The 15,501-nt window shown below is 43.2% G+C and carries 14 protein-coding genes and 1 riboswitch; of the genes, 8 read left to right on the top strand and 6 right to left on the bottom strand.

What is annotated here, in order from left to right:
- The first annotated feature begins 222 nt into the window (after nucleotides 1-222).
- Nucleotides 223-309, top strand: a riboswitch (cyclic di-GMP riboswitch).
- Nucleotides 310-347: 38 nt separating this feature from the next.
- A complete protein-coding gene (locus tag NIE88_RS08560) occupies nucleotides 348-1,163 on the top strand; it encodes a CAP domain-containing protein (protein WP_253061174.1) in 816 nt (271 codons plus the stop codon).
- A gap of 71 nt (nucleotides 1,164-1,234) precedes the next feature.
- Here the strand turns inward: NIE88_RS08560 and NIE88_RS08555 are convergent, their stop codons facing one another.
- Nucleotides 1,235-2,005, bottom strand: coding sequence for a MerR family transcriptional regulator (locus NIE88_RS08555; protein ID WP_253061172.1), 771 nt, complete (start codon nucleotides 2,003-2,005; stop codon nucleotides 1,235-1,237).
- A 390-nt stretch (nucleotides 2,006-2,395) separates the two neighbouring features.
- On the opposite strand from NIE88_RS08555, the gene NIE88_RS08550 reads away from it, so the two are divergent.
- From NIE88_RS08550 to NIE88_RS08530, 5 genes are all read left to right on the top strand, one after another.
- Complete coding sequence (locus tag NIE88_RS08550; protein WP_253061170.1) at nucleotides 2,396-3,301, top strand: permease; 906 nt, start codon at nucleotides 2,396-2,398, stop codon at nucleotides 3,299-3,301.
- Between the two features lie 11 nt (nucleotides 3,302-3,312).
- Nucleotides 3,313-4,161 (top strand): TIGR03943 family putative permease subunit, encoded by an 849-nt coding sequence (locus tag NIE88_RS08545; protein ID WP_253061168.1) that lies wholly within the window; start codon nucleotides 3,313-3,315, stop codon nucleotides 4,159-4,161.
- Nucleotides 4,162-4,289: 128 nt separating this feature from the next.
- Entirely contained in the window at nucleotides 4,290-4,799 is a 510-nt protein-coding gene (locus NIE88_RS08540; RefSeq protein ID WP_253061166.1) for a type 1 glutamine amidotransferase domain-containing protein, read from the top strand.
- 619 nt (nucleotides 4,800-5,418) lie between these two features.
- Nucleotides 5,419-6,090, top strand: a complete 672-nt coding sequence (locus NIE88_RS08535; protein ID WP_253061164.1) for a cell surface protein — start codon at nucleotides 5,419-5,421, stop codon at nucleotides 6,088-6,090.
- Between the two features lie 218 nt (nucleotides 6,091-6,308).
- Nucleotides 6,309-6,650, top strand: a complete 342-nt coding sequence (locus tag NIE88_RS08530; RefSeq protein WP_253061162.1) for a hypothetical protein — start codon at nucleotides 6,309-6,311, stop codon at nucleotides 6,648-6,650.
- Between the two features lie 157 nt (nucleotides 6,651-6,807).
- Here the strand turns inward: NIE88_RS08530 and NIE88_RS08525 are convergent, their stop codons facing one another.
- Nucleotides 6,808-7,605 carry an arginase family protein gene (locus NIE88_RS08525; protein ID WP_253061160.1) on the bottom strand — a complete coding sequence of 266 codons (798 nt, stop codon included), beginning with the start codon at nucleotides 7,603-7,605 and terminating at the stop codon, nucleotides 6,808-6,810.
- Nucleotides 7,606-7,747: 142 nt separating this feature from the next.
- On the opposite strand from NIE88_RS08525, the gene NIE88_RS08520 reads away from it, so the two are divergent.
- Nucleotides 7,748-8,287, top strand: a complete 540-nt coding sequence (locus NIE88_RS08520) for an isochorismatase family protein (RefSeq protein ID WP_253061158.1) — start codon at nucleotides 7,748-7,750, stop codon at nucleotides 8,285-8,287.
- 495 nt (nucleotides 8,288-8,782) lie between these two features.
- Here the strand turns inward: NIE88_RS08520 and NIE88_RS08515 are convergent, their stop codons facing one another.
- The 4 genes from NIE88_RS08515 to NIE88_RS08500 all read right to left on the bottom strand — a co-directional run bounded on the left by NIE88_RS08515 (nucleotide 8,783) and on the right by NIE88_RS08500 (nucleotide 14,827).
- Nucleotides 8,783-9,655: a S66 family peptidase gene (locus tag NIE88_RS08515; RefSeq protein ID WP_253061156.1), complete on the bottom strand. Its 873-nt coding sequence runs from the start codon at nucleotides 9,653-9,655 to the stop codon at nucleotides 8,783-8,785.
- A gap of 25 nt (nucleotides 9,656-9,680) precedes the next feature.
- Nucleotides 9,681-11,060: an RsmF rRNA methyltransferase first C-terminal domain-containing protein gene (locus NIE88_RS08510; protein WP_253061370.1), complete on the bottom strand. Its 1,380-nt coding sequence runs from the start codon at nucleotides 11,058-11,060 to the stop codon at nucleotides 9,681-9,683.
- 75 nt (nucleotides 11,061-11,135) lie between these two features.
- Nucleotides 11,136-12,827: an adenine deaminase gene (gene ade / locus NIE88_RS08505; RefSeq protein ID WP_309247027.1), complete on the bottom strand. Its 1,692-nt coding sequence runs from the start codon at nucleotides 12,825-12,827 to the stop codon at nucleotides 11,136-11,138.
- A gap of 224 nt (nucleotides 12,828-13,051) precedes the next feature.
- Nucleotides 13,052-14,827: a M3 family oligoendopeptidase gene (locus NIE88_RS08500; RefSeq protein WP_253061154.1), complete on the bottom strand. Its 1,776-nt coding sequence runs from the start codon at nucleotides 14,825-14,827 to the stop codon at nucleotides 13,052-13,054.
- Nucleotides 14,828-14,945: 118 nt separating this feature from the next.
- Here NIE88_RS08500 and NIE88_RS08495 point away from each other — a divergent pair, with 118 nt between their 5' ends.
- The gene (locus NIE88_RS08495) at nucleotides 14,946-15,410 is read left to right on the top strand and encodes a low molecular weight protein-tyrosine-phosphatase (protein ID WP_253061152.1); all 465 of its coding nucleotides are present in this window, start codon (nucleotides 14,946-14,948) and stop codon (nucleotides 15,408-15,410) included.
- The last annotated feature ends 91 nt before the right edge of the window (nucleotides 15,411-15,501 follow it).

The raw sequence follows: 15,501 nt of genomic DNA, 5'->3' as shown, positions 1-15,501 counted from the left end.
ACTTCTCTTAAAAAAAATTTATGCTGTCTGTCACTGCTTTAGATCATTTGTGCATTCGTGAAAAGCTTCGTTTTTCACGCCGTTCAGCCAGAAAGTAACAGGAGCATTTAACATTATTAAGTTAATTGCCGATAATTTTAGTGACAAATCTAGTACAAATCTATTATTAAAAAAATAGATATTGTATTGTTAAATTAACTGAATACTTTAGAAAGAAATCTGCTTTCTAAAGGGCAAAACTACTGAAAAGTAGTGACGCAAAGTCACGGATCTAAAGCGAATAATCGCTAGGATGGCTGGGCCGCCGTATTTGATTATCAAACGTAAATGAGAGGAGATTTTTTATTATGCGTTTATTTAAGCATACTTTAGCAGGTTTATTGATCATCTTTCTGTCCCTGACTCTCGTTTCCATAACAAACGCAGATCATTCAAAATCTGCCGCCGAATCTACGAAACAATCGCAACCGGCAGCTCAACAGAGAGAGTCGATTGCAAGCGGTGTTGAAGCAAAAACGGTTAAGAAACATGTAAAGAAAAAGGCGAAAAAGCCTACAGTTAAGAAAAGTATAAAAAAAAGTGTTAAGAAAAAAGCGGTAAAGAAAGCAAAGAAGTCGGTCAAGAAAAAAGCAGTTAAAAAAAAGGTGAAGAAAGCAGTTAAGAAAACAACGGTACATAAGACTGCTGTAAAAAAGACAGTTGCAAAAAAAGCGCCGGTTAAAGCTGCCGCACCAAAGACACAGGCCACTGCTTCAGGTCAGTATAATGCATCGGTGGAGCAGCAGATTGTCTCGCTCGTAAATAATGTTCGTGCGCGGAACGGGCTGCAAGCCCTTCAGGTAAAGCCGGGGCTTCAAAGTTTCGCCCGACAATGGAGTCAGCAGCAGTTCAGTCATGGCGCCATGAGTCACGGCATGATGAACTTTTCACGAAATACGGTAGCCGGGCAGAATGTGGCTTATGCTAAAGGCGATATAAATTATTTTGGGTGGGATCAGATTTGGAGTGCCCAGGCGACGATGGACGGCTGGATGAACTCGCCGAAACACCGGGCGAATATCTTAAAACCTCAGTATAAGTATATCGGTGTCGGGGTCGTCTATGGACAAAAGGAAGGCGGTTCGGATGGCTGGGTCTTTTTTACACAGGATTTCTCCGATTAAAAAATTTGCGAATAAATAAAGAAAAGGAATCGATCACCTTGCTTGGGTGTTCGATTCCTTTCTCGTTTCAATCATGATTGCGAAGTGTAGATGCGTACGGCATCACGAAGCATTTTTGCTGCGCCTTCAGCAACGTTTTTTTCGTAATATTTTGCAAAACGCGGGTCATCGACATACATTTGGGCAAGTCCTGCGTGGGCCTTTTTGGAATAGGTCCCCTTTGGCCAAAAGTAGCTGAGCCATTGTCGGTGAAGATCTGCTGCTTTCTGGGCATAGCTGCTTGCCGGATCGTTCCGTTCGAGTGCTTTTTTCAGATTCTTGAACATGGCCTTTTGAATAACGACTGTTGCTTCATAGTCTTCTTTACCCATATTGGCAAATTGTTGATTGAATTGTTTCACTGCCTCATCTCCGTATTTTTCACGGATCTCTTTGCCATAGGTTTGTTCATTCTGATCGAGCATCTTCTTTTTAAAGCCAGCAAATTTTTCTTGATCAGTCATAAAGGTCTCTCCTTTTTGTGAAGCAAGCGTTTTTTCAACCGTCGCGATCAATTGATCAAGACGCTCCTTCTCCTCAGATAGTTTCTTGTGCTGCTCAGTCAGGGCTTCCACTAGATTAAAATCAGTCGCGGATAAAATGTCTTTGATCTCTTTAAGACTGAATTTTAATTCACGAAAAAAGAGAATCTGCTGCAGACGATCTACTTGTTTTGGCCCGTAAATACGGTATCCGGAGGCATTGATGGATTCCGGTTTCAGTAAATCGATTTTGTCATAGAAACGCAGCGTACGTCCGCTTACTCCTGCCAATTGACTCAGTTGTTTGATTGTATAGCTCATGGAACCCCTCCTGACAACTACTCTACACCTTGACGTTACGTCAATTTCAAGGATTTTTTTTATTTTTTGGTGATGTTAAGCCGCAATGTTGTTTATTGGCTCATTTGCTGTTTGTTTGATGAAACTTTCAGAAGGCTCATTCGTGAAAAGCCTAGACTTTTCACGAATGAGCCAATAAATTGTAACGAACAATATAATTTATTAACATATTTTATTTTTTGCAATCAATGCTGGTTTAAATCTTACAAAATAAAACATATTTTTGTCACCATGGAATTGCAGTGGTAGACTAGGAGAAGTTTTTAGTAGGATTTGCGTGAACGAATGACATAAATTCATTGCCAACTTTTTGCTCTCCCTTTATCAGTTTCTTTGAACGGAGTGATCTTAGTGTTCAGCCATTCATTTCTTCAATTGAATACGATTTTTATCAGTATTATCATTGAAGCTGTGCCTTTCATTATTATTGGGGTGTTTATTTCAGCAATCATTCAAATGTTCGTTACCGATTCTTTCCTGGCACGTGTTGTTCCGAAGAACAGGGTAGGTTCAGTGGTATTCGGCACATGCATGGGCTCTCTTTTCCCTGCTTGCGAATGCGGGATTGTGCCAATCACGGAGCGGCTGGTGAAGAAAAAGGTTCCGCTGCATGCGGCAATTGCGTTCATGCTCGCCGGGCCGATCATTAACCCGGTGGTGCTGTTTGCGACGTATATCGCCTTCGGAAGCAGCTGGCAGATGGTGTTCTATCGAGCTGGTCTCGCCATCGCGGTATCTATCGCCGTGGGAATTCTTGTTTCTTATTTATTCCCTGAAAACCAATTAAGAGACTATGTGGATAAAAAAATTGAACGGTACCATCATCACTATGATGAGGCGGCAGTTTCAGAAAAGATGACGTTCATGGAAAAATTCAAAGGCACAATGGATCATGCCATCGACGAATTCTTTTCTGTTGGCAAATATCTTGTATTCGGTGCCTTTATTGCTGCAGCGATGCAAACGTTTATTAAACAAAGTATTTTGCTAACACTTGCCAATACACCCTTTACAGCCATCCTCGTGATGATGATTCTTGCTTTTATTATGTCGCTGTGCTCTGAGGCAGATGCTTTTGTTGCTTCATCATTCCGAAGCACCTTTCCGCCGGGACCGCTGACTGCATTCCTGGTTTTCGGCGCAATGGTTGATATTAAGAACTTGATCATGATGCTCTCGACATTTAAAAAGAAATTCGTTGCTGTGCTGATCACGCTGATTTTTATCTGTGTGCTTGCCGGCGCGCTGCTCATTTAGGAGGGGCTGCCATGATTCGCTTTTTAATTTTGTTCGGATTCGCCTATCTGTTTCTGCATCTGCATCTTACGGGGGACATTAGTAAATACATTAATATGCGCTATGGCTACCTGTCTTTTTCAATGATTTTTATTATTGGTTTCATGGCTGTTTATCAATTAGTGAAATGGAATGTCGAAGGAAACAAGAACCATGCCGATGTGGAAAAAAAGATCTTTGGTCACGACCACAGTCATGAGAACAATACATGGTGGAAAAAAGGACTGACCTATGCTTTAGTCATCTTTCCGCTGATTACAGGCTTGTTTTTGCCGATCGCGACATTGGATTCAACGATTGTCCGCGCAAAGGGCTTTCACTTTGCGGAAATTGACAACGATAAAGATCAGTATGCCAATCACCAGATCCTGAAACCGGACACGAGTCAATATTACGAGAGCAGCACCTACAAAAAGATGCTGAAATCGGATATGGAGAAATACAGCAAACCGGACAGTTTGTATCTCGATGATGACAACTATCTTCGTGCGCTTGAAGCAGTTTACAATTATCCTGGTAATTTTTCAAATAAGAAAATTTCCATTATGGGATTCGTCTATCATGGGGATTCATTAGAAAAGAATCAATTATTTCTCTTTCGCTTCGGCATCATTCATTGTATCGCCGATGCCGGGGTTTTCGGTTTGATGGTCCAATTTCCGCATTCTGTTGATTATAAGGATGACACATGGATGCGTGCTGAGGGAACGCTCACCGAGACCTATTATCAACCGTTTAAACAGACCATTCCGGTCATTAAGGTGAGCAAATGGAAGCAGGTTGAAAAGCCGAAATCGCCGTATGCCTATCGGAAATACTAAGTTATAAGCAGAATGCTTGAATGAATCATCTCATATTACCTATAATAAAAGCGGTGAACACGGAATTGCCTGTTTCCCACTGCATCTTCGGACAGGTCATTCCAAAGGATAGTGAGGGGGATTTTTACATGGCAAAGAAAATTGCAGCAGTACTTGCAAATGATTTTGAAGACATTGAATTTACGGAACCGGCAAAAGCGTATGAGGAAGCAGGTCACACAGTCACTGTTATTGGGAAATCAAAAGGTGAAGTGATCACCGGCAAACATGGTGCCAAGGTTACGGCAAATGCTTCAATTGATGAAGTTAAGCCAAGCGATTTTGATGCCTTATTGATCGCCGGAGGCTATTCACCGGATAATCTGCGCGACGATGATCGTTTTGTCGCATTCACGAAGGCGTTTATGGACGAAAATAAAGGTGTTTTCGCGATCTGCCACGGCCCGCAGCTGCTGATTACAGCTGAAGCCGTTAAAGACCGCAATATTACCGGGTACAAATCAATTGCGGTTGATTTGAAGAATGCCGGCGCGCAGTACAAAGATGAGGAAGTTGTCGTTTGCCACAATCTTGTGACAAGCAGGACCCCTGATGACCTTCCCGCCTTTAACCGCGAAAGCTTGAAGGTTCTCGCTTAAGGCCGGAAAATCATGAGCCGCTGTTTCTCCGATATTTCGGGGAAGCGGCGGTTTTTCTTTGGGTGAAAGGAACGTGTAAGCGAATAAAAAATATGGGAAATGGTTGACGGTTTACTGAGTGACGTGCTGCAGCTGCCGCCGGCGGTTGGAAAATTAGATTTTGACCGTGGAAAAAAGTTACTCATACGGAATGGCTGATCAACTAAAGTTCAGACTGGCACTACTGAACAGCTCGACAGCTCAAAAAACAAAGACGCAATCACGTGGACTATTGGACCTATTCAAGATCAAATTATAGAAATAACATAAGAATTTACCGTTAGGGTATCCAAGTGTACATAGTTAATTGTTTAAATGTGACTAATTTATGAATGAACGATTTTTTTTAATGGCAACTTTATAGGTCATTTAAACGAGTGTTTCTTGTCGAACAATGACAAATAAAAATCATATGGATACTATGACCTATGAATATTGGGAATTTTTATGCGGAATAGTGCGTGATACCGCATGAAAAAACGCGGGATCACTCATGAAATGTGCGGGTTAGTGCGGTATAAGTTATGCTATTGTTTTCATATAAATTATAGGGAGTGATTATATGAGATGCATAAGTTCGGTGAAGTTTAAAAGATTTATTATTTCGGCGCTAGTATTAGTCTTGTCTGTTACTACACTTTCAGTTCCAGCGCATGCTGCAACGACAAAACCACCACTTGATTCTTCAACTGTTTCGAATGTAACTGATCAGGGAATATCAAGCGAATTAATCCAAAAGGCAAATCCTTTTATTACAATCGTTGATGGGAAATTTAATCTCAATAAAAATGCAAGTTCAGTACTGACGCAAAATGAAATTTCAGAAGTAACTAAGCTTATATCTGAAAACAATAAATTAATACCAACAAAAAATACCATTCAAAAAGAAAATACCTTCATCCAAACTGTCTCCGAAAGTACATCAAATTCACAGGGGAAGTTTACTGCACTAGCGAAAAAATCAAGTTTTTACATTAATATTGTTTACACTTGGTGGGGAGCACAACTGCAATTTTCTCATAAGGCAGTGAATGATCTCTATGATTTTTCTAGTATATCGGGTACAGTAGGTGTAGGAACCACTCTGAAAAAGTTTTTAAAGAAAAAAGGTTTAACGTTAGCTTCAAAATGGTTAGGTCCTATCAGTTTGTATGGAACTCTTGTATTTTGGGCTATGCATAGAGTTGATAAGGGAAAAGGTGTCAATTTAAATTGTGTTCTATATGTTCCAGCAACTATTACTGCTAGATGATGCTAACTGTTAATTAAAGTAATACAGGTTCCTCTTGAAACATGAGGAATCTTTTTCTTTTCACCTAGAAATGTATTTTGAACATTTATGTAAATTGGACAAATAAATTAATAATATGTATGCTTAATTTAGCTGTCAGTACATTTGAGTCATTCAGTACTTACGCTCACATATAGTTAATAATGTAGTATCGAAATCTAAATTTAGAGAGGTGCATTATGAGTTTTGTAGTTAATTTTGTTGTATATACGGTCTTTAGCATTATAATAATTTTACAAGTTATTGGGCTAATACATCTATATAGGGATAACTTTGGATCTAATGCAATTTTAGCTCTAACTGAAGCCTCACTGAATAATCTTGAAAAAATAAATTCTTCAAGAGTGTTAAAAGTAAAGGCTTTAGTATTATTAAATTCATTGATAACAATAACTTTATCAATTTTATTTATGATTGGTTCAACTGAAAGTAGGGTGCTGTTTTTATTTTTATTTATACTAACTCGGTATGTATTTGCATCTTTAATTAAAAATTATATAAAAAATGCTAAGGAAATATAATTAAACGATATACAGAAATCAAAAAGTCGTGTCTCACCAATAGGACATGGCTTTTTGGTATTTCAACTTAAAGCATACTTATAAATTCTCTTAAGGCTTACATTATTTTAACCACCATAATTAAACCAAGTTATGTAATGATTCAGTGAATTCTCGGTTAAATCGCATGCTTTGATTGTGTTGCGCGGCGGCGCGCTTGGCGCATAAAGGCGCGGGCAATACGTTGATTGCTGCGTTCGTTCCTGCTGATCCAAGTTCGCGTTTGCTGATTTAACTGTTGATGAGGACGAACCGGCCACTCGCCGCAGACATCGAGCCCTTCGACATATTTTTCTTCAATTAAATGGTCAAGAATCGGGACGATTTTGTCTAGGGAAATTGTTCCCTGATCCCAATTTGTTTTCGCATCGTTTTCGGACAGAAGATCCTTGTCGATACTGACATAAATATGCTTTGTTGGGAGAACGCTCAACAGTTCCTCCGATGTAGGAAAGCGCTCTTCCGGGAAGAGCACTGCCCGGCAACGTTCGGATACCAGGTCGATCAACGCTTTGTTTGACTCGGGACCGATGATGGCGATTCCCCGGAGGTTTGCAAGCTGAGAAATCGCGTGGCGAACCCAGGAACCGCATGAGAGCATGGAGCCGATGCTTCCTTCCTGAAGATCCGTGTGATGATCAAAGAGGACAAGAGAAAAGGGACGATGGATATTCTTTAACATGGCCAATGTGGCATAATGATAGTTTCCGCTGCCCCAAAAGGTCAAACCTTTGTCCGGTACAGTGCTCAACTTGTCACTGATATGTGTAAATGCTTCAGGCGAGCAATATAAATGCGTACCACGAAGCTGAGTGAAATCAATCCAATGATGCGGCGCTGCCGCAAGCAGCCGCGGCTGTGATTTATATGAGTTGTCAAAATTGCAGAATGTGATATCATGATGCAGCAAAGTCATGCGTGAACACCCCTTTCCAGAATTGATAGAATATAAAACGTTTTCATTTTCTATTCTAATGTAATCTTTGAAAAAATGAAACTGAGAAAAATCGTTCTGCGTTCAGAAAGATAAAAAATAATATAAAGAAGAGGGCAGAAAAATGCGTGCACTGCTGGTCATTGATGTACAGCAAGGATTTGTTGATTCAGGGAATTTCGACAAGGTTATCGATCGCATTGAATTCCTGATAAAGCAATTCAAAAACAACGAGGAGCCGATTTTTTTCATTCGTCATAAAGAAGATAATCCACAAAGCCTCATACAGGATGGTACGCCCGGCAGTAAAATCTACGGCAGGCTGGCTTCTTATGTCACCGCGCCGATTGAAAAATGTCTGCCCAGCGCATTTTACCACACCGATCTAAAAGAAAAGCTGCAGCAAGCAGGTGTCGATGAAGTGGTGCTGTGCGGATTCAATGCGGAATATTGTATTTTCTTCAATTCGGCAGCGGCATTTGAGCATGGATTTAAAGTGCGTGTGATTGAAGATGCGTGCGCCAGTGTCAATACCGGGCGAACCTATGAAATGAATGACCTTGATATCCCCGAGTTTATTTGTACGGTTCTGTACGATTCAGGCGAGGTCATGGTGAATGAACTTCAGGAGTTTTTAGATGAGCAGAATGCAGAACATAATTAATGGCAGCCGTCATCTCTGGTTAGAGCCAGCAAAAATTAGAATTAATGAAAAATTAACAAATCAATAGATATTCTTCCATTTTTTATCCATTTGATTTATTATGACAGGTGCAGGTCTTGAAGACCTGTACAAGAAAACGTTTTGTGCCTGGGTTCAGGAACAAGCGGCTCTTTTTTGTTTTTCTTGACAGTCTCTAAATCCGATGATTATCCGTTTGGGATACTGATCGGAAATAGGGCTGTTTTTTTCACAAATAGGATTATTCTCGGACAGCCCAATGCGCACCGGTCTATCTGTAGGTACGGATCGCTCGCAAAAAAAAAATATTAACGTTTTCATCAGTGAAAACCCGCAATCGGGCAAAGTTTGTGAGTGAACGTAAGGAAGATGCGGCACATCAGATAAAGACAGGCTGATTGTTCTGTGCAGTCAGTATTTTGCAGCTTGTAGCAACTATCTCCTGTTTCAGTGATTTTCCGTATTCAGTCAATTAATCTATTGGTTTATATTAGCCAAAGTTATTGGCAGGCCAATCGGCAGGCAATGAGCATCTTCACCATGACCGAGCTGTTCGGTTTTGGCGATCGGCAAGTGGTAGCGCTTGGTTATCTCGAGTACGAGCTGTTCAATTGCCGGTTCCGCTGCCTTGGCCTGCATTTCCGAGAAAGTACCAAGCAGGATGCCCGAGCATTTGGCGAAAAAAGATAGTTGATCGAGCTGAGCAAGAAGTGAAGCCATTCGAGCAGGACCTCCGCCGAGTGCTTCAAGAAAAATAATTTTACCGGCAGGGTCAGGAAGAAAAGGCGTGCCGGCAAGCTTCAAAAAGCAGCGAATGTTGCCGCCGATAACAGTTCCGGACATCTGCTCACCGCGCAGCCACCGCAAGTGAAAGGTTGGAACAGATTTATCGTTCAAAAAACTTTGTTCAAAGATTGGGCGCTGGGCATCTGCAAAACGGCCGGCAAGATTTTTAATCCGGTAATGATAGGACGGCCGCCCCGTACGGGCATAAATGGCGTTATTGATAACCGATAAATCGCTGATGCCGACAAACGGGACAGCAGTTTCACGAATGGCATCATAATCAAGAAAAGGAAGAATCTGGTTTGCACTATCGCCCCCAGATAGATCAAATACAGCTTTGATTTCCGGATCACGAAACAGGCGAAGAAGCTCGGAAGCGCGTTTTTGAGGCGTTCCACTGAATGGCGAATGTGCACTTCGGTAGATTGTTTTCGCAATCACTACTTTCAGATCAAGCTGGTTCAATTGCTGTTCTATTTTGTTTAAGGCATCGTGGTCACCATGACTCATTCCATCGGAACACGAAATCATGCCAACCGTATCTCCGGTCTTTAAGACAGACAAATCTTTCAGCTCCCTTATTGAATGGTTATTTCAATCCTCTGCGGCGCAAGCCTTTTGGGTAAAAATTCTTCAAAGTGCCCGCAGCCGCCTTTCCCCAGCCTAGTGGAAATCCATCAATCGTCACAACCGTCCAACCCTTTCGGTTGTCATTTAACGGCAATGTCTCACCGCGTAAGTAGTGATCCCATTCGTTGCTAGAAACGGTTAACGGAATTTGATTTTGAAACGATTCGGCGCTTAACGCAAGTGCAAGCGCGTGATTCGGTTCAAAACGGTTTTTCTTCTGTTCGCCTAAATGGAGGCCGGCGCGAACGATTTTCAGCTTATCCAGACTTGGACAGCCATCCGGAAGCAAGAAGAGCTGATTGCCGATAAAATGGAAAGATCCGGTTAATTTCTTTGTTAGGCTGCTGTTTTCAAATACTCGGTAATCTTTTAACATGTTCTCTTTAACAGATGACACAGTCGATTGTGTGCGTGTCGGAGCATCCCCTCGCTTGCGCAGCTTTGCGGCAAAATGGCCTTCACCGCGCAGCTTATGCGGCCACAATCGAGCTGCTCGGGTTAGTTCATCTCGTTTTGTGTCCGTCCACTCTGGCCGCCCATTAGCAACACCTGCAATTTTCTCGATGGGCAATAGTTCAAGATCCGGATGCTTTTCAAGAAAGGCGTCAATCATTTGTTCATCCTCTTCGGGCGAAAAGGTGCAGGTTGAATAGACAAGAATGCCGTCAGAACGCAGCATAGCATATGCTTGTTCTAAAATTTGCGCCTGCAAGTTTGCACAATCCTTCACATGCTGCGGGCTCCAATACTGCATGGCTTCCGGATCTTTTCGAAACATTCCTTCACCGGAACACGGTGCATCAATAAGAATTTTGTCAAAATAGCCCGGGAAATAATGAACTAAACGCTCGGGCATTTCATTTGTGACAACGGTGTTGACAATGCCCATCCGTTCAATGTTCTCAGAAAGTATTCGTGCTCTTTTTGGATAAGGTTCATTTGAAATCAACAGGCCCGTATTGTCCATCATTCCCGCCAGCTGTGTCGATTTGCCGCCCGGAGCGGCACATAAATCAAGCACGCGCTCTCCCGGTTGCGGGTTGAGTGCTTGGGCGACAAACATGGCACTTGGTTCTTGAATGTAGTAAAGTCCTGCTTGGTGAAAGGGATGCTTTCCCGGTGCATCCGATTCTTTTTTATAGTAAAAACCATCCGGGCAAAATGGGATGGGTTCCAGTTGAAATGGTGTGCATTTCGCGAGCCGATTCAAACTTATTTTTAATGGGTTGACGCGCAAGCCTAACGCCCGACTGTGATGATAGGTTTCAAAAAAGGCGTGCGATTCATCCGGTTCCATAAGCGCACTCATTTTATTAGTAAAAGCTTCCGGTAAATCAATCAAGAAAAATCCTCCTCATAGGAAACGATGATCTGTTATTTCGCGAATACGGGAATGTGATGAAACGCGCGTACATCACATTCCCGTATCCGTAAGCTTCAGATCCGGAATAACAGGAAGACTGAGAAATGAAAGTGTCAAAAATGGGTTGAATGATTTGGAAACGCCAAGAGAAGTTGCCGCCGCTCTCAACTGGTTCAATTTTTGAGCCGTTTTTTCTGCCGGCGCGTCGGTCATTAATCCAGCGATCGGCAGTGCGAGTTCGGCAAGAACTTCTCCGTCATTAACGACGACCATTCCTCCGTCTATTTGCCTCAGTCGTTCCGCGGCGAAGATCATGTCCGCATCGCTGCATCCGGCGACAACCAGGTTGTGTGAATCATGAGCAACGGTCGTTGCCATGGCGCCGGATTTTATTTCAAATCCCTTGACAACTGCCAAACCGATTGTGCCGAGCCCATTGTGCCGCTCAATAACGGCTAACTTCAAATAGTCGCTGTCCGGCGAGAAGGAGAAACAGCCGTTTGTGGCTGGCACTTTCTCAATCCGATCACGCGTCACAAGACTGTTCGGGACAATTTCAATAATATGAGCCTTTTGGTCGGAGCCAAGCGGGATCGCAAATTGTTTCGTTGTCAGTTCCGGCCAGGTCAATGGATGAGTGTCAGCGCTAATGGAAGAATTTGTATGCTGCTGTACGGCACGTCCGTTTTCAGCGACCAGCCTTCCATGTGCATAAACCTGTTGAACGGAGAAATGCTCCAAGTCGTCAAGCAGCAGAAAATTGGCCTCATATCCTGGAGCGACGGCGCCTTTTTCCCGGAATCCATAGCATTCTGCAGCGTTCAATGAAGCCATTTTAATGCAGGTGATCGGATCGACTCCGTGTTCGATCGCAAGGCGCACGTTGTGATCGACACTGCCTTCGTGAATCAGATCGTCCGGATACTTGTCATCCGTGCAGAAAAGAAACCGGCGGCTGTTCGTTTCGTTGACCAGTGAGATCAGCTGCGGCAGGTCCTTGGCGACCGTACCTTGGCGGATCATTACGTAAAGTCCGCGCGTGAGCCGATCTTTGGCCTCATCGACGTTGACGCACTCATGGTCCGTACGTATGCCGGCGGCTTTATACACATTCACGTCCTGCGCGTTCAGACCCGCGGCGTGACCGTCGATGCGCCAGCTGTGTTTTTGCGTCATCGTGAGTTTCTCGACCATCTTAGGAGCGGCGTTCAACACAGCAGGAAAATCCATGACTTCGGCAAGGCCGATCACGCGGTCATACTGAAAAAGCGGTTCAAGATCGGCAGCTTCGAGCGTCGCCCCGTTATGCTCAAATGAGGTTGCCGGTACTGAAGAAGGCAGCATGAAGTACAGATCGATGCTGCTTTCCTTGGCCCGTTCCAGCATGAATCGAATTCCGGTTGCACCGAGTACATTGGCAATTTCATGCGGATCGGTGAGCGCAGCCGTGACACCATGGGCGGCAAGAACATCGGAAAATGCACCAGGCGTCAGCAGTGACGACTCAATATGCACATGAGCATCGATGAGTGCCGGACTGACATATTTTCCCTTTGCATCGAGCGTTTCTTTGCCCTCATAGCTGCCGAGTCCAATAATCATTCCGTCTGTGATTGCGACATCTGTTTCCAGCAGTTTGCCGCTGAACACATCAATAACCTTGCCATTCTTTATCACTAAATCCGCCGGTTCCTTTTTCGAGGCCGTACGAATTCGATGGATGAGCTGATCTTTATCTATCAATGACCACAATCTCCTCTCATATCGTTCCGTCTCAATATATATAGAACATTATAACTGAAATACAAAAAGATTGGGGAATCATTAAGTGATGCAATTCTTATATGAAGATGTACTAACTGTAACTCTCTCCATCATCAATGCTAACAGCGACGAGCGGATTAAGCTTAACTGATAATCAGTATTGAATAGCAGAACCGCCATTCATCGGCATGGCGGTAAACACTTTATTTTGTCAGTTCCAGAAACTCATCAACATCGCGAACCAGGTAATCCAAAGCAGATATCCAGAAGTCCGGTCTCATTAGATCAACACCAAGATGACGCTCAGCGAGCTGTTCTGTTGTCATTCGTCCGGTATCACGTAAAAGCGCATCATATTTTTCCACAAAGGAAGGACCTTCTTGGAGCGCTCGCACATAGATTCCGGTGCTGAATAGGAAGCCAAAGGTGTATGGAAAATTATAAAACGGCCAGTTGGTGATATAAAAGTGGAGTTTGGACGCCCAAAAGCTCGGATGGTAAACCTCTAATGTATCGTGATAGGCTTCACGCTCCGCATCGCTCATCAGCTGATTCAAACGATCGACTGAGACTGTTCCTTGTTTGCGTTCATCATAGAATCGTGTTTCAAATAAAAATCGGGCATGGATATTCATGAGCAGTGCGACGCAGCGCTCTAATTTATCGGATAAGAATGCTATTCTTTCCTCTTTTGTTTTGGCAGTTGCCCGCTCCGCGTCACTAATGATCATTTCGGAAAAGGTTGAAGCGGTTTCTGCAACGTTCATCGCATAGTTCTGTGATAAATAGGGCAGCCCATTCATTAAGGATTGATGGTAGGCGTGCCCTAATTCATGTGCGAGCGTCAAGCGGTTTGAGGCGGTTCCACTGAATGTCATGAAGATGCGCGACTGTTTAGCGATTGGAAAGTTCGTGCAAAAGCCGCCGGGACGCTTATTTGCTCGATTTTCCGCTTCGACCCAGCGGTTTTCCATGGCTTTTTTTGCAAACGATGCCATGTTCGGATTGAACGAACCAAAATGTTTGATAATGAAATCAGCCGCATCCTCATAGGTCAATGTTTCGTTGCTTTTATTAAGTGGTGCGTTAAGATCAAACCATGACAGCTTCTTAAGTTTAAACAATTCGGCTTTACGTTGCATGAATTGTGCAAGCTTCGGCTTATAACGATCAACGGCTGACCACATGGTTGTCAATGTTTGTGCCTGCATTCGATTGTAGTCGAGCGGTTCATCAAGAACGGAATCCCAGCCGCGTGCTCTATAAACGGCAATCCGGAATCCTGCAATATGATTTAACGCGGCTGCGAAAAGATCGGCATGTTCAGACCAAGCAGATTCCAATGCGTTAAATGCTGTTTGCCTTACGGAGCGGTCAGGGTCATCCAGCAGATTGTTTGCTTGGCTGACAGACATTGTTTTTTCTTTCCCATCAAGGTTGAGTTTAATTTCTATTTTCCCAATCAGACTGTAATAGAGATTTTCCCATCCGTGGTATCCGTCAACGGCAAGACTGCTGATCAGCTGTTCTTGATCGTATCCTAATTTCTTCCGAGAGAGCTCGCGTTTCTCACGGAGTGCAAATTGCCTTTCCTTTAAGCTTTTATTTTCAACAAGTCCGTTAAAATTACTGTCTGAAGTTTGGCGCAGTAAATTTTCCAGAAGGCTGCCGGAGGCTCCTAATTCAGCGCCAAGTCTTTGCATCCGATTATTTGCCAGAGCTGCATCCGCATCTTTAATATTTTGCGCAGTTAAACATTCTGCATAAGCAGAACCTTCATTGAATTGTTTGCACAACGTCTCATAGTTATTGATCACCGTAGTGAATGCTTCGGCATCTTGAACTGTATATGGAGCAGTTCTTGCCTCCAATTCGTTTTTAAACGAACGGATGGCCTGCTGAAGATCATCTAAAAAGGTGGAGAATGAGCTGCCTTTAATAATGGAGTCAAGCTCCCACTTTTGATTCAATTCATCCATTCTTTTCCCCTCTTTCTCGTACTGCACCCATTGTAGCATAATGCTTTGCTCTCAAATTTTGTGGTTTCCTGATTTATTGATATGATGTACATAGAAATCCATTAAGGAGCGAATAACGATGCGTGTGCTTTTTGTTTGTCTTGGCAATATTTGCCGCTCGCCAATGGCTGAGGCCGTACTACGAATGAAGGTAAACAAAGCAGGATTGTCTGGGAAAATTGCGGTCGATTCTGCGGGAACCGGCAGTTGGCATATCGGTGATCCGCCGCATCGCGGAACACAAAAGCAGCTGGCGGCAGCGGCTATTCCCTTTGATCAAATGAAAGCAAGACAAATAAACGCAAGCGATTTTCAACGATTTGACCGAATCATTGCAATGGATCGAAATAATGAGCGTGATCTGATTCAAATGACTGATGCACGAAACAGAGCTAAGGTGAGCCGATTTATGACGTTGCTCCATGATCAGCCGCATCCGGACGTTCCGGATCCTTATTATACCGGCCGCTTTGATGAAGTATACGAGCTGATTGATCGGGGAACAGATCAGTTAATTAAAGAGCTTGCCCGGCAAATCAGATGAGCCCCACTATTTAGCAGCGGCCAATAAGCAATGCCCCTCATATTAATGAACAGGTGTGTGCAGACTATTCACGTGATCCTTTTAAGGGTTA

Source organism: Sporolactobacillus shoreicorticis (genome assembly GCF_024125445.1).
Taxonomy (GTDB): domain Bacteria; phylum Bacillota; class Bacilli; order Bacillales; family Sporolactobacillaceae; genus Sporolactobacillus; species Sporolactobacillus shoreicorticis.
This window is presented reverse-complemented; position numbering and strand designations above follow the sequence as displayed.